The 20,758-nt window shown below is 70.5% G+C and carries 18 protein-coding genes; 12 read left to right on the top strand and 6 right to left on the bottom strand.

Annotated features, from left to right (window positions below):
- Nucleotides 1-148: 148 nt before the first annotated feature.
- The gene (locus ABT061_RS30330) at nt 149-1,174 is read right to left on the bottom strand and encodes a 6-phosphofructokinase (RefSeq protein WP_350924365.1); all 1,026 of its coding nucleotides are present in this window, start codon (nt 1,172-1,174) and stop codon (nt 149-151) included.
- A 313-nt stretch (nt 1,175-1,487) separates the two neighbouring features.
- Complete coding sequence (locus tag ABT061_RS30325; protein ID WP_350924363.1) at nt 1,488-2,435, bottom strand: lactonase family protein; 948 nt, start codon at nt 2,433-2,435, stop codon at nt 1,488-1,490.
- Between the two features lie 161 nt (nt 2,436-2,596).
- On the opposite strand from ABT061_RS30325, the gene ABT061_RS30320 reads away from it, so the two are divergent.
- The 5 genes from ABT061_RS30320 (at nt 2,597) to ABT061_RS30300 (ending at nt 7,532) form a co-directional block, all read left to right on the top strand.
- Nucleotides 2,597-3,499: a bifunctional helix-turn-helix transcriptional regulator/GNAT family N-acetyltransferase gene (locus tag ABT061_RS30320; protein WP_350924361.1), complete on the top strand. Its 903-nt coding sequence runs from the start codon at nt 2,597-2,599 to the stop codon at nt 3,497-3,499.
- A gap of 218 nt (nt 3,500-3,717) precedes the next feature.
- Nucleotides 3,718-4,800 carry an LLM class flavin-dependent oxidoreductase gene (locus ABT061_RS30315; RefSeq protein ID WP_350924359.1) on the top strand — a complete coding sequence of 361 codons (1,083 nt, stop codon included), beginning with the start codon at nt 3,718-3,720 and terminating at the stop codon, nt 4,798-4,800.
- Nucleotides 4,797-5,600, top strand: a complete 804-nt coding sequence (locus tag ABT061_RS30310) for an ABC transporter permease (protein ID WP_350924357.1) — start codon at nt 4,797-4,799, stop codon at nt 5,598-5,600. The genes ABT061_RS30315 and ABT061_RS30310 overlap by 4 nt, the downstream gene beginning before the upstream one ends.
- A gap of 11 nt (nt 5,601-5,611) precedes the next feature.
- Nucleotides 5,612-6,646, top strand: a complete 1,035-nt coding sequence (locus tag ABT061_RS30305) for a taurine ABC transporter substrate-binding protein (RefSeq protein ID WP_350924355.1) — start codon at nt 5,612-5,614, stop codon at nt 6,644-6,646.
- Nucleotides 6,627-7,532: an ABC transporter ATP-binding protein gene (locus tag ABT061_RS30300; protein WP_350924353.1), complete on the top strand. Its 906-nt coding sequence runs from the start codon at nt 6,627-6,629 to the stop codon at nt 7,530-7,532. The genes ABT061_RS30305 and ABT061_RS30300 overlap by 20 nt, the downstream gene beginning before the upstream one ends.
- Here ABT061_RS30300 and ABT061_RS30295 read toward each other — a convergent pair.
- Nucleotides 7,510-8,640: an alkaline phosphatase PhoX gene (locus tag ABT061_RS30295; RefSeq protein WP_350924351.1), complete on the bottom strand. Its 1,131-nt coding sequence runs from the start codon at nt 8,638-8,640 to the stop codon at nt 7,510-7,512. The genes ABT061_RS30300 and ABT061_RS30295 overlap by 23 nt on opposite strands.
- A 199-nt stretch (nt 8,641-8,839) precedes the next feature.
- Here ABT061_RS30295 and ABT061_RS30290 point away from each other — a divergent pair, with 199 nt between their 5' ends.
- From ABT061_RS30290 to ABT061_RS30275, 4 genes are all read left to right on the top strand, one after another.
- Nucleotides 8,840-12,226, top strand: a complete 3,387-nt coding sequence (locus ABT061_RS30290; RefSeq protein ID WP_350924349.1) for a P-loop NTPase fold protein — start codon at nt 8,840-8,842, stop codon at nt 12,224-12,226.
- Nucleotides 12,227-12,500: 274 nt separating this feature from the next.
- A complete protein-coding gene (locus ABT061_RS30285; protein WP_350924347.1) occupies nt 12,501-13,319 on the top strand; it encodes a hypothetical protein in 819 nt (272 codons plus the stop codon).
- A gap of 53 nt (nt 13,320-13,372) precedes the next feature.
- A complete protein-coding gene (locus ABT061_RS30280; protein ID WP_350924345.1) occupies nt 13,373-13,906 on the top strand; it encodes a GNAT family N-acetyltransferase in 534 nt (177 codons plus the stop codon).
- A 309-nt stretch (nt 13,907-14,215) separates the two neighbouring features.
- Nucleotides 14,216-15,034 carry an HPP family protein gene (locus tag ABT061_RS30275; protein ID WP_350924343.1) on the top strand — a complete coding sequence of 273 codons (819 nt, stop codon included), beginning with the start codon at nt 14,216-14,218 and terminating at the stop codon, nt 15,032-15,034.
- Between the two features lie 184 nt (nt 15,035-15,218).
- Here ABT061_RS30275 and ABT061_RS30270 read toward each other — a convergent pair whose 3' ends face one another.
- Nucleotides 15,219-15,956 (bottom strand): GntR family transcriptional regulator, encoded by a 738-nt coding sequence (locus ABT061_RS30270; RefSeq protein ID WP_350924340.1) that lies wholly within the window; start codon nt 15,954-15,956, stop codon nt 15,219-15,221.
- Nucleotides 15,957-16,162: 206 nt separating this feature from the next.
- On the opposite strand from ABT061_RS30270, the gene ABT061_RS30265 reads away from it, so the two are divergent.
- Entirely contained in the window at nt 16,163-16,510 is a 348-nt protein-coding gene (locus ABT061_RS30265; protein ID WP_350924338.1) for a hypothetical protein, read from the top strand.
- 79 nt (nt 16,511-16,589) lie between these two features.
- Here ABT061_RS30265 and ABT061_RS30260 read toward each other — a convergent pair whose 3' ends face one another.
- Complete coding sequence (locus ABT061_RS30260) at nt 16,590-17,132, bottom strand: TIGR03086 family metal-binding protein (protein WP_350924336.1); 543 nt, start codon at nt 17,130-17,132, stop codon at nt 16,590-16,592.
- Between ABT061_RS30260 and ABT061_RS30255 the strand changes: the two genes are divergently transcribed.
- Both ABT061_RS30255 and ABT061_RS30250 read left to right on the top strand, forming a co-directional pair.
- On the top strand, nt 17,131-17,958 hold the full coding sequence (locus tag ABT061_RS30255; RefSeq protein WP_350924334.1) for a DUF6597 domain-containing transcriptional factor: 828 nt from the start codon (nt 17,131-17,133) through the stop codon (nt 17,956-17,958). The two genes, ABT061_RS30260 and ABT061_RS30255, sit on opposite strands and share 2 nt — an antisense overlap.
- A 256-nt stretch (nt 17,959-18,214) precedes the next feature.
- Nucleotides 18,215-19,999: a hypothetical protein gene (locus ABT061_RS30250; protein WP_350924332.1), complete on the top strand. Its 1,785-nt coding sequence runs from the start codon at nt 18,215-18,217 to the stop codon at nt 19,997-19,999.
- 205 nt (nt 20,000-20,204) lie between these two features.
- Here ABT061_RS30250 and ABT061_RS30245 read toward each other — a convergent pair whose 3' ends face one another.
- Complete coding sequence (locus tag ABT061_RS30245) at nt 20,205-20,672, bottom strand: Dps family protein (protein ID WP_350924330.1); 468 nt, start codon at nt 20,670-20,672, stop codon at nt 20,205-20,207.
- Nucleotides 20,673-20,758: the final 86 nt, after the last annotated feature.

Here is a 20,758-nt window from a genome sequence, read left to right as displayed (position 1 = left end):
GCCTGCGCCCGCTGGGCCGCTTGGTCAGGGCGCAAGCCGTACATGGAGGGGAATCGCAGGCGGCCGGCCGCCCAGTCAGGAGGCTAGGACCGGGCGCTTGCAGAACGCTTGCAAACGGCCACTCTCCGCGAGGGGCCGCAGTGACGTCTCAGCCGAAGAAGACCTCGGCCTCCTCGTAGCGGCTGGCCGGCACGGTCTTCAGCTCCTTGGTGGCCTCGTCGAGACCCACCCGCACGATCTCGGTGCCCTGGAGGGCGACCATCTTGCCGAAGTCGCCGTCCTGCACCGCGTCGATGGCCTGCAGGCCGAACCTGGTGGCCAGCACCCGGTCGAAGGCCGTGGGGGTGCCACCGCGCTGGATGTGGCCGAGCACCGTGGTACGGGCCTCCTTGCCGGTGCGCTTCTCGATCTCGCTGGCGAGGTTCTCGCCGATGCCGCCGAGCCTCACGTGGCCGAAGGCGTCGAGCTCGCCCGCCTGCAGCGTCATCTGGCCCTCGACCGGGTGCGCGCCCTCCGCGACCACGATTATCGGCGCGTACTTCGTCTTGAAGCGGGACTCGACGTAGGCGCAGACCCGGTCGATGTCGAAGGGCTTCTCCGGGATGAGGATGACGTTGGCACCGCCCGCCATGCCGGCGTGCAGGGCGATCCAGCCCGCGTGACGGCCCATGACCTCGCAGATCAGCGCGCGGTGGTGGGACTCGGCGGTGGTGTGCAGGCGGTCGATCGCCTCGACGGCGATGTTGACCGCCGTGTCGAAGCCGAAGGTGTAGTCGGTGGCGTTGAGGTCGTTGTCGATCGTCTTGGGCACGCCGACGACCTTCACCCCCTTGTCGAAGAGCTGCTTGGCCACACCGAGGGTGTCCTCGCCGCCGATCGCGATCAGCGCGTCGACCCCGCCCTTCGCGAGGTTCTCCTTGATCTTCTCAACGCCGCCGTCGATCTTGATCGGGTTGGTCCGCGACGAGCCCAGGATCGTCCCGCCGCGCGGCAGGATGCCGCGTACGGCCTCGATGTCCAACGGCATGGTGTCGCCCTCGAGGGGACCCCGCCAGCCGTCGCGGAACCCGACGAACTCATGCCCGTGGACGCCCACTCCCTTACGCACGACAGCGCGGATAACGGCGTTCAGGCCGGGGCAGTCGCCGCCCCCGGTGAGCACTCCGATACGCATGACATCCTCCGGTTATGAGTCCGAGCCAAGATGATCAGACTAAAGGGCATGGGCCGATCGGCGACGGATTTCCGCCACCGACGAAACGCATTCTGCCGTCAGATGCGCCAGTGGTCTAGACCAAATAGAACTAGTCCTCATATGTCGCCTCCCACGATCGACGGAGAAGCGACACATGGGCGCCTCCATCGGACCCGAGGTCCGGTGCCGAACAGGTCGCGCACGTCACCTGCGGGATTCCGGGCCCGGGAATCCCCGGCCACCTCATAGGTCATACCCACCCGGAACCACCGACCCCCTTCTCACCGGCGGCTCAGGGCAGCGGCAGCACGCAGGACGGGGTGCCGACGGCGAAGACCTCCCCCGCGGGCCGCGGGACGCCGTCCTTCAGCGGGAGCACGGCGACGGTGTCCGAATGCTGGTTGGCCACGTACATGTGGCCGTCGGCGATGGCGAAGTGCCTCGGCCAGGCGCCGCCGCAGGCGACCTCCGCGACCGGCTCCAACTCGGGGCCGGCGAAGACCGAGATCGTGTCGGGACCCCGGTTGGCGACGTAGACGAGCCCGCCGCGGGCCTCCAGGTGTGAGGGCTGGTTCCGCCCCCCGCTCCCGCTGGCCGGGGCGACGTGGATCTCGCGCCATTCGGCGTCGTAGGCGCGCACGGTGCCGTCCAGCTCTCCCGCCACGTACCAGTGGCCGCCCGCCATGGCCATGTGCCGGGGGCCCATGCCGGGGGCGAGCCTGACCGGTCCTTCCGGGTGCGGGACCACCTCGTCGCCGACCAGGTAGCGACGGATCTCGTCGGCCCCCAGGTCGCTCACGTACAGCACGTCGTCGGGGCCGAAGACCGCCTGGTGGGCGTGGGCGCCCTCGCGGTAGGGGAAGATCCACGTGTCGGTCAGCAGGCCGGATCCGTCGATGCCGTGCACGCTGAGGGTGCCGTCGCCGTAGTTGGCCACCGCCAGGCGCGTGCCGGTGGGGTCCACCGCCAGATGACAGGGGGCCGACCCCTCGCTGGGCCGCTGCGCGAGCGGGCTCAGCGTGCCGTCGCCGGCGCGGGCGAAGACGCCGACCGTACCGCGCTCGCCCTCCCCCACCGCGTACAGGACCGGGAGGACGGGGTGAACGGCGAGGAACGACGGCCCGGAGGCGGGCGTCTCGCCGAGCCGGGCGAGGCTTCCCAGCTCCACCAGGGTGATCCCCGGCCCGGACCCTTCGGTGTCCGGGGTGTACCCACCGATGTACGCGACCTCAGCCATCATGCTCCCGCCATGGGCACGGCACGCGCCGCCCCAGCTCATCGTCCGTTCCAAGGCAAAATGCGAAGTTAGCGCAGTTAGCCGGTGATCTCACAGTTACCCGCCCGCAAAGATCTCTCATCATTTCGTTGACCTGGTCAATGAATTCGTTGATGCTGTCAAGCATGGAGAGACACGTGGCGGAGGTCCGGGCCTTCAACCGCTTCTACACCCGGCTCATCGGCGTGCTCCACCAGGGCATCCTGGACACTCCCTACTCGCTCACCGAGATGAGGGTGCTGTTCGAGCTGGACCGGGCGGATCGCATGGAGACCGGCGACCTGCGGCGGCTGCTCGGGCTCGACGCCGGATACCTCAGCCGGATGCTCGCCGGGTTCGAGGGCGACGGACTGGTCGTCCGGGAGCGGTCCGCCACCGACGCGCGGCGGCAGGTGGTCGAGCTGACCGACGAGGGCCGGACCAGGTTCGCGCTCTTCGACGGGCGCGCGGCCGAAGAGGTGCGCGAACTGCTGGCCGGGGTGACCGACGAGGACCGCGGGCGGCTGGTCGCGAGCATGGCGGTCATCGAGCAGATCCTCGGCGCGGAGCCGAGGACGGGCTCTCCTTACGTCCTGCGCCCGCTGCGTCCGGGCGACCTCGGCTGGGTGATCCACCGGCACGGCACGCTCTACAGCTCCGAGCAGGGCTGGGGCATGGACTTCGAGGCGCTGGTGGCCAGGGTCGCGGCCGACTACGTGGACCATCACGATCCGGCGCGCGAGGCGGGCTGGATCGCCGAGGTGGACGGCGAGCGGGCCGGCTGCGTCTTCTGCGTGCGCAAGGACGACGAGACGGCCCAGTTGCGGTTGCTGCTGGTCGAGCCGTCCGTGCGGGGCATGGGCATCGGCAGCCTGCTCGTGGCGGAGTGTGTGCGCTTCGCCAGGGCCGCGGGCTACCGGCGGATGAGGCTGTGGACCAGGGACGTGCTGCTGGGCGCCAGGCGCATCTACCGGGCGGCGGGCTTCGAGCTCGTCGAGAAGGAGCAGCACGGCGACATCGTCGACGAGATCTGGGTCCGCGACCTCTGACCCTTCTTCTTCGTCTTCTTCGCGGCGGAGCCGGCCCGCTCCCCGGCGACTGACCGGCGACCGCCCGCCACCCCCAGAGCCCGCTCGCGGGCCGCCCCGGCTTCCGGTCGCCGCACCCCGGAGGGGGCGCGACCTAAATTCCCTCTTTCTAGATAGGTATTATGTGATTAATATCGGGGGCACCAGCCCGTTCCGGATGAGCTCTGTATGAGGCGAAGATGCGCTTGCACTGGTTCCTGCCGACCACCGGCGACGGCCACCACGTCAGGCCCGCCACGACCACCGTCGCGGCGGGTGCCGCCGCGGACCGGCCCGCGACGCTCGGCTACCTGTCCCAGGTGGCCCGGGCCGCGGAGTCCGCGGGTTTCGAGGCTGCGCTGACCCCGGTCGGAGCGGGCTGCCCCGACCCGCTGGTGGCGTGCAGCGCGGTCGCGGCGCGGACCGAGCGGCTCAGGCTGCTGGTGGCCTTCCGGCCCGGCTTCACCCTGCCGACGCTCCTCGCCCAGCAGGCGCAGACCTTCCAGCAGATCAGCGGAGGGCGGCTGCTGCTCAACGTGGTCACCGGCGGTGACCCGCAGGAGCAGCGCGCCTACGGCGACTTCCTCGACCACGACGCCCGCTACGAACGGACCGGCGAGTTCATCGAGGTGCTCAGGCGCACCTGGGCCGGCGAGCCGTTCGACCACCGGGGTACCCACTACCGGGTGTCGGGCGGCGGACTGGCCACGCCGCTGCTCGACACCCCCGACATCTACTTCGGCGGAGCCTCCCCCGCCGCCGAGCGGGTGGCCGCCACCGGGGCGGACGTCCACCTGATGTGGGGCGAGCCCCCGGCGATGATCGCCGAGCGGGTCGCCCGGATGCGGAGGCTCGCCGCCGAGGCGGGTCGCGAGCTCCGGTACGGCATCCGGCTCCACGTCATCGCCCGCGACACCGCCGACGAGGCCTGGGCATACGCCAGGCGGCTGCTTTCGGGCATGGACCCCGGCAGGATCGCCGCCGCCCAGGCGCGATTCGCCCGGATGGACTCGGTGGGACAGCGCCGGATGGCCGACCTGCACGGCGGCTCCGCCGAATCCCTGGAGATCTCCCCCAACCTCTGGGCCGGGGTCGGCCTGGTCCGCGAGGGCGCCGGTACCGCGCTGGTCGGCAGCTACGCGGAGGTGGCCGAACGCCTCCGCGAATACGCCGGGCTGGGCCTGTCGGAGTTCGTGCTGTCCGGCTGGCCGCACCTGGAGGAGGCCTGGCGGGTGGGCGACTTCGTCCTTCCCCGGCTGGCGGCCCCCGCGCTCGTCGCGTGAGCGTCCTCGGAACCGAGCCGGGCGCCGGCCGTACCCTCTGGCGAGCCCTGGCGCTGCGGGCCGGAGCGATCGTCGCACTGGTCGCGATCTGGCAGGCCGTGGCCATGGCCGAGATCTGGCCACCGGTCTTCGTACCGGAGCCGGTCGCGGTCTGGGACCAGTTCCTGCGCACCACCGCCGACGGCGTGAGCGGCCACACCCTGCAGGAACACCTGCTCACCAGCCTGCGCCGGATCGGACTCGGCTGCCTGTACGGGGTGAGCGGCGGCATCGTGCTGGGGCTGCTGATCGGCATGGTCCCCACGCTGCGCGCGCTGCTCGGCCCCCTGGTCACGTTCGTCCGCACCCTGCCGCCGCTGGCCTACCTCAGCCTGCTGGTGATCTGGTTCGGCATCGACGAGGAGCCCAAGATCTGGCTCCTGCTGCTGGCCGCGCTCCCGCCGGTCGCGGTGGCCACCGCCGACGCGGTACGCGGGGTACACGAGGACTATCTGAACGCGGCCCGCTCGCTCGGCGCCCGCCGGCACGAGCTGCCGCTCCGCGTGGTGCTGCCGAGCGCGCTGCCCGAGATCATCACGGGGGTGCGGGTGGCCGTGGGCGTCGCCTACACCACGGTGGTCGCCGCCGAGACCGTGAACGGGGTGCCCGGCATCGGCGGCATGGTCCGTGACGCCCAGCGCTACAACCAGACGGACGTGGTCGTGCTCGGCATCATCGTCATCGGCCTGTCAGGTCTGCTCATCGACTTCCTTCTGCAAACGCTGGACCGCCGCCTGGTTCCCTGGCGCGGCCGTACCTAGGAAAGACCCCCATGAAACGCATAGCCCTCGCCCTGACCGCCGCCGCCCTCGTCCTGGCCGCCTGCGGGTCCGGCACGGAGGAGGCCAAGCCCGCCGCCGACGGCTCCCCCGCGACCCTGCGCATCGGCTACCAGCTCATTCCCAACGGCGACCTGATCGTCAAGGACCAGCAGTGGCTGGAGAAGGCACTGCCGAACACCAAGATCACCTGGAGCAAATTCGACTCGGGCGGCGACGTGAACACCGCCATGATCGCCGGCTCGCTCGACATCGGGCTGGCGGGCAGCAGCCCGGTCACCCGCGGCCTGTCCGCGCCGCTCAACATCCCGTACCGGGTGCCGTGGATCTTCGACGTGATCGGGGACAACGAGGCGCTCGTCGCCCGGGGCGGGGTGACCGGCGTCAAGGGCCTCGCGGGCAAGCGGGTCGCCGCCCCCTTCGCCTCGACCACCCACTACAGCCTGCTCGCCGCGCTCACCGAGGCCGGCCTCTCCGAGTCCGACGTGAAGATCCTCGACATGGAGCCGCCGGACATCCAGGCCGCCTGGCAGCGCGGCGACATCGACGCCGCCTACGTCTGGACGCCCACCCTGGCCGAGCTGCAGAAGAACGGCGGCACGACGCTGGTCACCAGCCGGGAGCTGGCCCAGCGGGGCAGGCTCACCGCCGACCTCGCGGTGGTGAGCGACGACTTCGCGAAGAAGTACCCGAAGGCGCTGAGCGTCTGGCTCCAGCAGCAGGACCGCGCGGTCAAGCTGGCCAGGAGCGACACCGGCGCCGCCGCCGCGGCCATCGGCCGCCAGCTCAACCTCGACCCGGCCGAGGCCGCGCGCCAGCTCGGCCAGCTCGTGCTCCTCGACGCGAGCGAGCAGCGCTCCGCCGACTATCTCGGCACCCCGGACGCTCCCGGCAAGCTCGCCGAGAACCTGCACAGCGCGGCCGAGTTCCTCAAGGGCCAGCAGAAGATCGACGCCGTCCCCGATCCGGCGGTCTTCCAGAAGGGCCTGGCCACGCAGGAGCTCGCGGATGCCTTCGCCGGAAGCTGACGCCGGCACCACCGCCCCCGGAGCGGACCCGGCCACCTCGAACGGCACCGCGCACGAGAGTGCTCCCGCCAACGACGGAAAGACCGCCCCGGCGGCCGATCCGGGGGCGGCGCGGGACACCGCGCTCGCCCTCACCGGGGTGGCGCACTCCTACCGGGGACGCGCCGGGATCGTCGACGCGCTGGGGCCGATCGACCTGGAGATCACCGCCGGGGAGTTCGTGACGATCGTGGGCCCGTCGGGGTGCGGCAAGAGCACGCTGCTCCGGCTGGTGGCGGGCTTCACCGCACCCTCGGCGGGAACCATCACCGCCTCCGGCGCGGCGGTGTCGGGGCCCGCCCCCACCAGGGGCTTCGTGTTCCAGCAGCACCGGCTCTTCCCCTGGCTGTCAGTCGCCGGAAACGTCGGCTTCGGGCTGCGCGGCCTGCCCAGGGCGGCGCGGCGCGAGCGGGTGGCCGAACTGCTGGAGCTGACCGGCCTGGCCGACGTCGCCAGGGCCAGGCCGTACGAGCTGTCGGGAGGCATGCAGCAGCGCGCGGCGATCGCCCGCGCGCTCGCCCCGGACCCCGCGCTGCTGCTGATGGACGAGCCGTTCGCCGCCCTGGACGCCTTCACCAGGGAGCGCATGCAGGAGGAGGTCCGCGAGCTGTGGCGGCGGGCCGGCACGACCGTGGTCTTCATCACCCACAGCGTGGACGAGGCCGTCTACCTCGGCACCCGGGTGCTCGCGCTGAGCGGCAGGCCCGGCCGGGTGGTCTCCGACCGCGCCTCGGCCGTGCCGTACGGGGAGCACCCTCGCACCGACCCGCTCTTCGCCGAGTTGCGTGAGGAGCTGACCGAGGTGGTCAGACAGGCCGCGTCGGTCAGCGGCGGAAGGGCCCGGTGACCTCGTAGGTGACGCCGTCGGTACCGGCGGCGTCACCGCGGGCGCCGCGCTGTGAGGAGAAGTAGAGGCGGTCGCCGCCCGGTGAGAAGGCGGGTCCGGTGATCTCCGACTTGGAGTGGCCCGCGATCCGCAGGACGGGGGTGACGACCCGCTCGGGAGTGATCAGGTTGATCTCCATGTCACCGCCGTCCTCGGCGACGTAGAGGTCCCCGGACGGGGTGCCGGTGATGTTGTCGACGCCGTTCAGCGGGGCGTCGGCGTCGTAGACGACACCCAGGTGCTCGTGCTCCGTGTCGTAGGCCCACACCCGGTTGTCACCCTTGGTGGTGAAGAAGCACACACCGTCCGCGTAGTGGCAGCCCTCCCCGCCCGAGAAGCGGGTGGCGCCGGCGACCTGGTCGCGGGTGGCCTTCAGCAGCGCGCCGGGATCGGGCACGCGCCGCCAGGTCACCGCGCCCGAGTCGGAGGCGCAGAGCACCTCCAGGGTGCCCGAGGTCAGGTCACCCCAGTAGACCGGCCGGAACCGGTAGAAGCAGCCGTCGGGCTCGTCCTCGGTCAGGTAGACCACCCGCCGCTCCGGGTCGCAGGCCGCGGCCTCGTGCTTGAACCGGCCCATGGCGAGGCGCGGCATCGCGGCCCGCGAGCCGTAGGGGTCGCACTCGAAGACCCTGCCGCGGAAGATCTCCTCGCACGACAGCCAGGAGTTCCACGGGGTGCGGCCACCCGCGCAGTTGAGGTTGGTGCCCGACAGGATGCGGTAGGCGCCGACGACGGCTCCGCCCGGCCCGAACCTGATGGCCGACGCCCCGCCGAGCAGCGGGATCTCCGAGTTGGACACGTAGATCCAGCCGTCGCCGTCGGGGAAGCACGCACCGCCGTCCGGCGCCGGGTGCCAGAGCAGCCCGCCGACCCGGCGGCCGGTACGGGCGACGATCCGGCTGGTGAACCCCTCGGGCAGCGCGACCCCGTTGGCGTCGGGCTCGCCAAGCGGACCGTAGGGGCTCTCGAAGCTCGGGGCGACGGCACCCGCGACCCCCTGCCAGAGCGAGCCCGCGAGAACCGCACCGGCGGTCAGACCTCCGGTACGTACAAACGTGCGGCGAAGCATGGCCCCTCCTCGTCGTCCCTCACGGTACGCCGCAAGCCGATCGAACTCACATGAACGCCGAGACTCCTTGAGCGCAAACTTTGCGCGAACCGAAGGACAAACATCCGCCAAACCAGGTCGGCCTATCACCAAGATCGCCATCTGTCCCGCCGGACGCGTCCACAGTGGAATCTTCACCGTTGTCGGATCGGGAGGACCGTTGAGCGAGGGACTCGCGTTCGCGAATCCAGTCTTCGAGACCACGCCCCGGGTGGGCACCCGCCGAGCTCTCGTCTTCCTCGACTCCCCGCCGGACACGCTCCCGCCCCGGGCCCCCGCTCCGCCCTCGGCCCCCGATCCGCTCCAGGCCCCTGTCCCGCACCCGGCCCGGCCACACGACCGGGCCACGACACCGCCCCCCGGCACCTCCACCACCGGGCCGCACACCACCGGGCCGCACGCCGCGGGGCCGGGTACCGGGCGGCCGGACGCGCGACTGGCGAGCGCGCTGCGCGCCGAGGGGTTCACCGTCGACGCCGAGACCAGCGGCGGGGCGAACGCGGACGGCGAGCGGGTGTGGAACCTGCTGCGCTCGGCGCGGGAGGGGGACCTGCTGCTGATCCGGCTGCCCGCCGACGGCGGCTGGACCTCGGGACAGCTGGGATCGATGATCGGCACGTTCGGGCGGCAGGTCGGCGAGTCGCTGGCGGCCGCCGTGCTGCTGATCGTGGACTTCGGCTGGAGCGCCCTCGACGGCTCCGCCGAACCGGTCAGGCAGCTCGCCGTGGCCGGGGAGCCGAGGGTGGCGGCGGCGGCGCTGACCCTCACGCTGAGGCTCGACGAGACGGTGCCCGGCCCGGTGCGCACGCTGACCGACGTCATCGCGGAGGGCCTGATGACGCGGGCCGCCGACCTCGACGGGGACGGGACGATCAGCGTCGGGGACCTGCACGCCTACGCGCTCGCCCGCTACACGGCGGTCTCGGCCGCCCGCACCCCCATCCTGATCGCCTACGGAGCCGTCGCCGGTGTCGCCCTGACCCCGGCGAGGGACGCCGCCACCCCGCACGCCGCCTTCACCCGCGCCCTGGCTCGGCTCGGCGATCACGCCCCGCCCAGCTGCGGGATCGAGATCGTCCGGCGGGTCTACGAACTCCACCTGAGCGAGCCGGCCAGGGAACTGCTGCGCAGGGCCGCCCTGCTCGACGAGGGCGAGCCGATCGACGAGATCCTCGGCGACGCCGCCGAGCTCAGGCAGTGGGGCCTGCTGGGCGAGACGACCACGTTCGTCCATCCGGACGTGCGGAGATTCGGCCACTCGCGGCTCTCGGCGGCCGAGCGGGCGCAGACCTCGGCGCTGCTCCGCCGCCGCCGGGCCGGGCTCCGTACGGTACGGCCCCGGGCCAGGCTCACCGCCGACCGGTGGACCACCGAGGACCAGCTCGGGCACCGGGTCTACGCCGAGGCCATCGCCGCGTTCGTCCGCCACCCCGAGACCCGGCCCCCGCTGACGATCGGCGTCAAGGGGCCGTGGGGCACCGGCAAGACCTCCCTGATGCGGATGATTCAGGACCTGCTGGACCCCGGGGCCGCCGGGGACGATCCCGCCCCGATCCACCTGCCCGGCTCCCGCGCGGAGCGGGCGCTGACCAACGCCGAGGTGCTGGCCAGGACCGGCCGGCGCCCCAGGGGGAGCGCCGGGTGGGCGGAGCCGGACCCGCTCCCCCTGCGGCGGGCGGACTGGCGGCCCACGGTCTGGTTCAACCCGTGGATGTACCAGAACGGTGAGCAGGTCTGGGCCGGACTGGCACACGAGATCATCAGTCAGGTCACCCGGCGGCTGCCCCGCGCCGAGCGGGAGCGGTTCTGGCTGGAGCTGAATCTGTCCAGGATCGACCGGGAGGCGGTCCGCAGCCGCGCCTACCACCTGGCGCTGACCCGCCTGGCGCCGGTGGCCCTCGGCCTGGTCGCCACCCTCGTCCTCACCGGGGCGCTGCTGGCCGCCGCCGCGCTGCTGCCCGCCTTCGGCTCCCTGCTGGGGAACGCCGCGGCGGCCGTCGGCTCGGCGGGCGCGGCGGCCGTGGTGGGGGCGGGCGCGCTGCGGCTGGCCCGGTTCTTCGGGGAGTCGGCGGACAACGCGTTCCGCGGCCTGGTCACGCAGCCCGACCTGCTCGGCCCGGGTGCGGCCGACGGGGCGGGCGGCGAGGGCGCGACCACCCCCGGATACCGGTCCAAGACCGGCTTCCTGCACCTGGTGCAGACCGACATGCGGCAGGTCCTCGACCTGGTCGCCACCGAGGAGCGCCCGCTGGTGGTGTTCGTGGACGACCTGGACCGCTGCTCGTCCGGAACGGTGGCGCAGGTCATCGAGGCGATCAACCTGTTCCTCGCCGGCGAGTTCCCCAACTGCGTGTTCGTGCTGGCCATGGAGCCGGAGGTGGTCGTCGCGCACGTCGAGGCCGCCTACCCGGAACTGGCCGGGACGCTGCCCACCGGCGGGCGGTCCGGCCTGGGCTGGCGGTTCCTGGAGAAGATCGTGCAGCTACCGCTGAGCGTGCCGCTGCTGGACGACGCCGACCGGCTGCCCGCCTTCGTACGGGCACTGCTCGGCGTCGCCGACACCGTCCGGCCCGCGGACGTTCTCCCCGGCCTGGAGACCGTACGACCGGGTGACCCGGGCGCCATAGGAACACCGAATCCGGCCGGACCGCGTCCGGCGGGTCCCCCAGCCGCCCTGGAACGGCTCGACCCGCCCCCGGATCCGGCCGGACCGCGTTCGCGCGGTCCCCTGCCTCCCGCACGGCCCTTCCCGCACGACGCGGCCACGCCGGGCTCGTCCGGCACCGCCACGCGGTCGGGAGCGGCCGTGCAGGGGCGGCGTACATCCGTACCACCGGCGGGCGCGCGGAGACTGGAACTGTGGGCGCCGGTGGAGGCGCTGGGACCGTCCCCGCTGACGGACGTAACGGGATCGCACACACCGCAGGACGGCTCGCTCGCACCGGGCCCGTGGGCGGCCGAGCCGCCGGACCCGGTCCAGGTGAGCCGGTTACAGGACGCCATCTGGGCACTGCGCCCGACCACGACGACGCTCGACGAGGCGGCGCGGCTGGCCCAGGACGCCCTGGGCATCGAGTGCTCGGACGCCGTCGGCGGCCTGTGCGCGGCGACCCGCGAGGCCGCCGACCGGGTCTTCGACGACCTCTACAGCGACGAGAACGCCTATCTGGCGATCGAGTTCGTGCTCCCCGCGCTGACCTTCTTCAACCCACGCGAGATCAAGCGGTACGTGAACGTCTTCCGCTTCTACTCGTTCCTGACCTACCGCCGCGCCCTCGCCGGGGCGGCCCCCGCCTCGGACGGCGAGGTCGCCAAGCTCGCCGCGCTGGCCGTCCAGTGGCCGCACCTGCTGACCCTGCTGGCCAGGGAGATCGACGGGGTGAGCATCCTGCGCCGTCTGGAGGCCGCCGCGAGCGACGATCCGGCCTGGGAGCGGATCGTCCACGAGACCGGCCTCACCAGCCACGACTCCCCCCACCTGGAGTCCCTCCGCGACCTGCTCTCCCGCCCCCACCCCATCGCCGATCTGGCCCGCTATCTCCTTTGAGCGCCGAATATCCGATGAGAATTCATGATGTTCGTCAGGACTTATAACGGTCTGATGATGTTGGCGATGGGCGGCGGCCGACCTACCTAGCGTTGCGGGCGTAGCCGATCCGGGCCGCTCTGCCGCGTCCGGCGAGGGGCGGTGGGTGATGGCGAGAAAGAAGAAGGCAGCCCGGAATCGCGCGAAAGACCCGGCGGCCCCAGCAAAGGAGAATCCCCCCAAAGAGGACACAAAGGAGAAGTGGTACACCAAGCCGGCGGTCTGGATCGGCGGTGTGGTCGCCACGGTCGTCGGTGGTGTGGCGCTGGCCGGCCTGGGGTGGTTGTGGCCCGAACTGGTCGATGACGCCGCCCTGAAGGACGAGGTCCGTGCAGAGATCAGAGGGGACGACGACCTCGACTATCACGTGGAGACGATCTACGGAGAGGACGAGGGCAGATCCATGGCCTTCGCCGACGTCGTGCTACCGGACGCCTCGCTGCTGAAAATCATGAATCGGCAGAACGGTGCGGTGTCCTCCGAACTGAACGATCGGCTGCGGGCGATGGGGGGCGTCAATCTCGGCAAGCTCACCCTGCGGATCAATTTCGAGGGGCGGCGGAAAAGAGAGATCCGGATCGTCGACATCCGGCCGGTGATCCTCAAAAGGTCGGCCGGGCTGGGCGGCACCTTGTTCAGCGTGCCGTCGCAGGGGGGCACGCCGATAGCCCGCATGGTGATCAACCTCCACGAACCCATCCCGGTGGCCCGGGAAGTGGTGGCCGGGAACCCGTTCGGTGACGGAACCGAGGGCGAGCCGTACTTCGAGAAGCAGGTGATCTCGCTCCCCGACGGCAAACAGAAAACGCTGATCGTCCGGCTGAACGAGAAACGTCACCACTCCACCTTCTATCTCCAGGTGGACTACCTCATCGCCAACGAGAAGAAACGCATCCTGATCAAGGACCGGGGAAGGCCGTTCCAGCTCACCGGGCTGCACTGCGGCACGAAACCCGGCGCGCTCTCGTACCGGCGCGCCTTCCTCCTGGCCAATGGCTATAAGCTGCGGCCCGAAACCCATCCAGATCGGCTACAGGACAGCGACTGCTCCTGAGAGGCTCGCGATATTCGGATGATCGTGGCCGGGCAAGCAGACATCATGTGCGCGTGACGCACAAAATCCGCCCAGGCGTGCCCGAGGACATCGAAGCCCGCGAGTACGTGCGTGTGACCACGTGGAAGGCCGCCTATCGCGGGATCATGCCCGACGACTACCTCGACGCGCTCAAGGTCGAGCCGAACGCGGTAGCACGCATGGAGGAGGCGCTCGCCAATGCCTTGGCCGAGGGACGCACACCGCTTCTGGTGGGCGAGATCGGCGGCAGGATCGTTGGCTTCGTCAACCTCGGCCGTTGCCGTGACGAGCGCATCGGCGGCGGCGAGGTCTTCGCCATCTATGTGCTGCCCGAGGCGCAGTCCAACGGTCTCGGCCACGCGCTCATGACGGCCGCCGCGAATCAGCTCCGCGCTGACGGACACAGGGAGATCGGCCTGTGGGTGGCGGCCGACAATACCCAGGCCCGGCGCTTCTATGAGCGTTTCGGCTTCGTCCCGTCCGGCCATGTCCAGCTCCTGTCGGCTCCCCTTCCGCCGGTAGAGGAGGTCTACTACCGGCTGTCTCTGCCAGAGCCTGTCTCTTGAATCCGCAGTAGGGGTTGAAGCCCCGGCGGCGTTCGCGCGATCTGCGGTCGGCCGCCCCCCTGCGCACTGCTGCGACGCCGGCGGCGCGACCGGTCGGGCAGGCCCCCTGTCCGCTGAACTCCACGCCCTGGTCACAGCCCTCGCCGCAGGACGCCCCCGCAAACCTCTACACCCCGCCCTGACAAACCGCCGTAGTGCCGTATCAGCCAACGTTTGCCCGGTGGGCAGGCGCTTGCGCTGACCTCCAAGTAAGGCACAAGTACCTTCTGCGACTTTTGGCATCGGCACCGAGATCGCAGGAGATTTTCCATGGGGGTTCGCAACTTCTTCCCGGCCGGCCGGATGCGCAGGTGGACGACGCCGTTCCTGCCGCAGGCGTCCGGACCGGAAGAGGTCCTGGCGACCGCGCGGCTCGCTCCGCAGGCCATCGGGGACACGAAGGAGATCTCGCCGGGAGGCAGGACGCACCTGAAGGCCACACCGGATCCGGAGACCCGGGTGGAGCCGTCGCGGCCCGGGCGGACCGCCTATGTGGCGTACCCGGTTGCCTTCGGCAAGGACGACGAGAAGACGGCCTTCGTCTCGCCGACGAGCGGGAAAGCCGGGATGTCCGACGAGACCACCGCGACGGACGCCTGGCGGGGCCTCAGGAGCCGCGCACCCGCCCGGCCGAAGACGGCGGCCATCGCCGTCTTCACCGCGGGCGCCACGATCGCCCTGGTCACCCTGGTCGCGTTCGGCACCGTGCTGGACCAGGTCTGGCTGATGCCCCCGCTCGTCGCCAGCGCCGCCCTGGTCTTCGGCGCGCCGACCCTGCCGCTGGCGCAACCGCGCAGCGTGATCGGCGGTCAGTTGCTGGCGGCGCTCACCGGATTCGCCGTACTGGCCGTCGCCGGCTCTTCCGTCTGGGCCGCCGCCGTCGCCGGCGGTCTGGCCCTCGGGGTCACGGCCCTGACTCGTACGCCGCACTCGCCCGCCGCCGCCACCGCGACGGTCGTGGTCGCCCAGCAGCAGCCCCTGGTGCCGTTCCTGCCGATACTCGTCGCCGCGACCGTCGTCCTGGTGCTCGTCGGCATGCTCATCGGACGCAGCGGAGTGACACCGCGCTACCCCACCTACTGGTGGTGACCACCGGCTCTGCCGTTTGCCATACCCGGCTCGTATTCACTCTGTCGGTGCGCGACAGACAGCAGCGGCACGGCGGCCGCCCCACCTGTGCCCGCACCGAGCAGGGGTTCGCAGCCACCGACCGGCTCACCCGCGACTCGGCACGTGCCTCTCGGACCACCTGCGTCAGCGATGAAGTGCGGGACTATTCCAGGTCATGGTCAGCCGAGAGCTCGCGCTCAGGAGCGAGGAAATCCACGGCGTACTCGGTCACGTCACCGTACTGGTCCCAGTAGAGGTTGGTCATGGTGAGCACCGGCAGACCGTTCTGCACGCCGAACACCGAGGCGATGTCCTCGGGAACCGGCTTGATGGCGACGACGTCACGGCGCCGGACGGCCCTTCGGCCGGTTCGGTCCTCGACCAGCCCGAAGGTCATCTGAGGGAGCGGCTCCGCGACCAGCAGTTCGGACGCCGCCTCGCCCAGCTCACCGGGAAGCCACGAGGTGGACACCACGACGGCACCCCTGTCGTCGTGATACGCACGGCGCCGCCGAACGACGGAGGTCCCTGGCTCGACTCCCAGCGCATCCGCGATCTCCTCGGATGCCGGGACGATTCCGGCGCTCAGGATCTCGGCCCGCTCACCTGAGCGATATCCGTTCCCGGTCGCCCTCAGCATTCGCAGGCGATCGGAACCTGCCGTGACCTTCTTCGGCAGGCAGGCCAGGGTTCCGACTCCCGGCACCGACTCCGCGTAGCCCTCCGCCCTCAGCACGGCCGCGACCCGGGTGGCGGTCGCGGTGGACACTCCCTCGTCGCGCATGATCTCCCGCACCGACGGGATGCGATCGCCCGGCCGGATCTCCCCGCTCTCGATCCTGGCCCTGATCTGAGCGGCGATCCGCTTGTACGGAGCCATTGCCTGCGGGTTGTCAGCCATCGGGAGCCTCCTGTTCTAGTGCACTCTAAATCAGTCGTTGACTTCATTGGTGCTCTAGAACACTATAGAGCTGAAGCGGGCCGGAGAACAGCAGGAGCCAGCTCACCTCTGACGCAGAGAGGCTCCCCAGCGAACCGACACAAAACCGGCCGAAATCGCCCCGTCAAACCACCTTCAGCGGCATCAGCAGGAAGAGAGCACCTGTCATGGAACATCGCTCTGACCTCGGTCGACCATCCGCCTGCCATGATCCGGACTTCGGCGAACGCCTCACCGGCAACGCGGATCCGGCACAGGTCCGCGAAGCAACGTACGCCCTGACCGGCGGGTCGCCGCGCCTGTTCGCGCTGATCCAGGAGTTCGGAGAGGAGGGCGAAGAGGTCGACGCGGTGGTGGTGGCCTACGGGATGGCGCTGCCGGGCGGCACGGTGACGACCGTCGGCGCGAACGGCCGCGGGTTCGGCCTGTGGACGAGCGCCCGCAGCGCCGCCCGGCGACTCCACTCCGACCTGGTCTGGTTCGGCGACGGCGGCGTGCGGGAATCCACCCCGTAGATCTCACGGAAGTGTGCACAGGCATCGGCTCCCGGCACGAGACACCGTGCCGGGAGCCGTCTTAAAGGGCTGGAGCGGATCACGGCGTCCAGGCTGGGTCCCGGCCGATGACGCCGAGCAGGCGGTCGAATCGCGGGGCGTCGTCCGGCACCGCCACCGGCGGCCCGAAGGCACCGCGCTGCCTGCCCGTCTCCGCCATCTGGTCGGCGAAGTGCAGCGCCCGAGAGACGGCCTCGGGGTCCGGCTCGTACTCCTGACCGGTGGCCCTGGCCAGGTCCCAGCCGTGCACGACCATGTCGACGAGGTACATGTGGGCCAGCGTGGTCATCGGCAGGCCCATGCCGGGACTGGTCCCCTCCCATGCCTCGGGCCGCGACCAGGCGGCCAGCATGTGCTCCGCCCGCTCGGGGAAGTCGCCCGCGTAAGGTCCCTGCTCGACGTTCGGCCCCTTGCGCCCCAGCGACTCGAACATCTCCGCCACCCACTCGAGGTGGTTGATCAGGTCCTTGACGTCGAACTTCGCGCATGGCGTCGAGGACCCGAGCTGCTCCTGCCGTACCGCGCGCACCAATCCCGCGGTCCGTTCGGTGGCGTGCGTCATCAGCGGCATCATGTCGTCCATGGCAGCCATCATGCCCCGTCTACCTGAGGCGCGGCTTGTAGAAACGCGACAGCGCGGCTGGGTCGACCCGTACACAGGGCTCAGCACCTTCGATTTCGCCCGCCAGGCGCCATCGCCCGAAATCTCGGCGTATGTGGATTACTTCTGGGTCGTCACCTGGACCGACCTCGCCGAGCCGTACGAACAGCGCATCGTCTCGCACCCCACCGTGAACATGACGATCACCGCGGACTTCCATCGGATCGCGGGAGTGATCAAGGGCGGGTTCTCCTACACGATGCGGGGCAGCGGCCGCGTGCTCGGCACGCGCTTCCGCCCCGGCGGCTTCCGGCCGTTCCTCGGCGGCCCGGTGTCCCAGCTGACCGGCCGCTTCGTGGAGATCGGCGAGATGTACGGCGCAGCGGGCGTGACCCTGGGCGAGCAGGTCCTGGCCGAGCCCGACACCCGGGCCGCCATCGCGCTCACCGAGACGTTCCTGCTGAGTCTGAGGCCGAATCAGGATCCGCTGACGGAAGAGGTCGCGGCGCTGGTGACGATGGTGGCGAACGACGTGTCCGTGACCAGGGTCGACGAGCTGGCCGCCAGATCGGGGCGGTCGGTGCGCTCGCTGCAGCGGCTGTTCCGGGACTATGTCGGCATCGGCCCCAAGTGGGTGATCCGCCGCTTCCGGCTGCACGAGGCCGCGGAGCGGGTCTACCAGGGCCTCGACCTCGCCACGCTGGCCGCCGAGCTCGGCTACGCCGACCAGGCCCACCTGACCCGCGACTTCACCGCCGCGGTCGGCATGCCGCCCGCCGCCTACGCCCGGCTCAGCGGCCAGGCCTGATCCTGACGTCCGTCTCTCCTTTGGCGAGGCGACGGTGACAGATGAGAGCGGCGGCCGGCTCGACCACCAGGGACCAGCCGGCCGTGAACGTTTCCGCGTCTCACCCAGCGGGCGCACCGGTCGACTCGGTGCCGTCATCGGCGAGTTCGGCGGTCAGGCCGGCCGATGCCGTGGCCGGACTACAACTAAAACCCAACTGATTCCCAAGTAGAGACATTGATCATGGAAATCTTTCGCAAAGAAGAAAGGGAACCTGATGAAGAGGACAGCGTTGCTGCTGAGCACGGTGGTGCTCGGCGGGCTGCTGGCCGCCACCCCCTCGTACGCCGCCCCATCGTCCGCCCCGTCGTCCGCCCCGGCGCTCAAGACCGCCGTGGCCCAGGTGAAGGCGAGCCCCGCCAAGCAGTCGGGCGCCTGTCCGACCACGGTGGGATTCTCCGCGGTGGTGACGGCCAAGGGCAAGGGCTCCGTCCGTTACAGGTGGGTGCGTGGTGACGGCAGCAAGAGCGTCGTCAAGAGCTTCCGCGTCAACGGCTCGCGCAAGGTGGTCGTGCGAGACCGGCAGACCTTCGACCGCGACACCACCGGCTGGCAGGCCGTCGAGATCCTGGGCAAGAAGGGACTGTCGGGCAAGGCGCGGTTCAGCGTCGCCTGTGCCGGTCCCGCGCAGGTGTGGGACGTCTCCCACCCGCTGCCCGCCCAGCCCGGCCGGGCCCTGAAGTCGGCGGCGGACGTGGACGTCAGCCCGGCCGACTACACCGGCGTCTGCCCGGCGACGGTGCTGTTCACCGCGACCATCCAGGTCTCGCGCACCCCGGCCACCGTCGATTACCAGTGGATCGACAGCATCACCGGCGAAGGACGGCCGGAGTCGCTGTACTTCGCCGCCGGCGGGTCGCGCATCCGCCAGGTCACGCTGCCGATGAGCGTGGGCAGTTCCACCGGCGGCTGGAAGGCCGTCCGCATCCTCACCCCCGGCGGACACGACTCCGGCCGCGCCGACTACACGGTGACCTGCAAGGCCGGCCCGGCGCCCACCCCGACGTCGACGCCCACGTCCACCCCGACGTCCACGCCCACGCAGCCTCCGCTGACGCCGGGACGGCAGATCGTGGAGCTCACCCCGGGCGACTACAAGGGCACCTGCGTGGAGCCGGTCGCGTACCGGGCCGCCGGGCAGGTCACGCTCCCCGCCGGAGCCGCACAGCAGGTCACGTACTGGTGGCTCGTGGACGGCGCCGCCTGGCAGCAGCAGGTGCTGGACTTCCCCGCCTCCACCCAGGCCCGTTCCCAGGACGTCTCCGCCTCCTGGACCCTCGGTACCGCCGGGAACGGCCCGCACAAGGTCGGCCTCATGGTCGAGGGCGGCCCCTCCCAGCCTGACGAGCGCTCGTACACCTTCACCTGCGACGAAGGGCCCAACGACGCCAATCTGACCTTCCGCTACATGACCGTGCCGCTCTACGAGGGCGACTGCGACGTCTTCACCCTGAGCGCGGAGGCACTGTTCACGACGGACCGGGAGACCGAGGTCAGGTACCGTCTGGTGGCCGACGGCGAGCCGGGGCCGGTCCTGAGCGAGGTGCTCAAACCCGGCGTCACCCAGACGATCGGCTATTTCTGGAACAAGTCCACACTGAGCAGCGGAAGCGGCACCGTACGGCTTGAGGTGCTCAACCACAACAAGCCGTTCACCCAGCAGACCTACTCCTGGACCTGTGTGCCGAAGAACCCGACGCCGGGCACGGTCCGCATCGGCGAGTTGACCTCGGTGGCCTACTACGGCGACTGCGACGCCGCGCCGTACCCGACCGCGTGGGCAAACCTCTATGCGGCTCCGGGCACGGAGGTCAGCTACCGGTGGGTCATCGACGGGAAGCCGGGTGACACCACCACGTTCACGGTCGGATCCAGCGGAGTCCTCAGCCTCCAGTCCGCTCACTGGTACCGGGATTCGAAGACCAGCGGAACGGTCGCCATCGATGTACTGAACCATAACAAGCCGGTCAAGAAGGCCGCATATCTGGTGAACTGCATCTGATCGGCATCACCTCGCCCGTGGTTTCCCTGCCGGGACAGGGAAACCATGGGTTTTCACGTTCTTCAGGCGCCTTCGCCACTCTCGTCCCCCGCGAAACAGGTGCCGGCAAACGGCCCCGCCTCCGGTAGAACCGTCACACTCCCGGGAGTCTCTCGGCCAAAAAAGGCGCCCCGGCCCACGGGCCGGAGCGCCTTGGCGAGACGATCTAGCGCTGGGCCTCGATCATCCAGTGGTGCTTCTCCAGGTCCTGAGTGATCTCGATCAGGAGGTCCTGGGTCACCAGGTCGGGCTTCTCGGTGGCGGCGATCCGCTCGCGCATCCGGCGGATGATGGACCCGAGAATGTCCGTCATGGCGGCGACGACCTTGCCGTCGTTGATGTAGCCCGCCTCCAGCTGCGGCACCTCGGTGTGGTTCGCGACCGTGGTGGACCGGCCGTCGGGGTTGCACCCCATGGCGACCGCGCGCTCGGCGACGGTGTCCGCGTGCTTCCTGGCAGACGAGACGATCTTGTCGAGCTGCAGGTGCAGTGTGCGGAAGTTATGGCCGATCACGTTCCAGTGGGCCTGCTTGGTCAGGAGCGACAGATCGAGCAGGTCGACGAGCGCCCCCTGGAGCGCCTGGCCGACGACCTTCTTGTCTTCTGGCTTGAGTGGACTGGTGATCGAGGACATGGAATTTTCCCCCTGTTTCGAGCTCGGTTTCCCGTTTGCTACGGAATGTCCGTACCCATCTATCCGCATCCCTATCCAGCCTCTTA

This window comes from Streptosporangium sp. NPDC002544 (genome assembly GCF_040295965.1).
Taxonomy (GTDB): domain Bacteria; phylum Actinomycetota; class Actinomycetes; order Streptosporangiales; family Streptosporangiaceae; genus Streptosporangium.
This window is presented reverse-complemented; position numbering and strand designations above follow the sequence as displayed.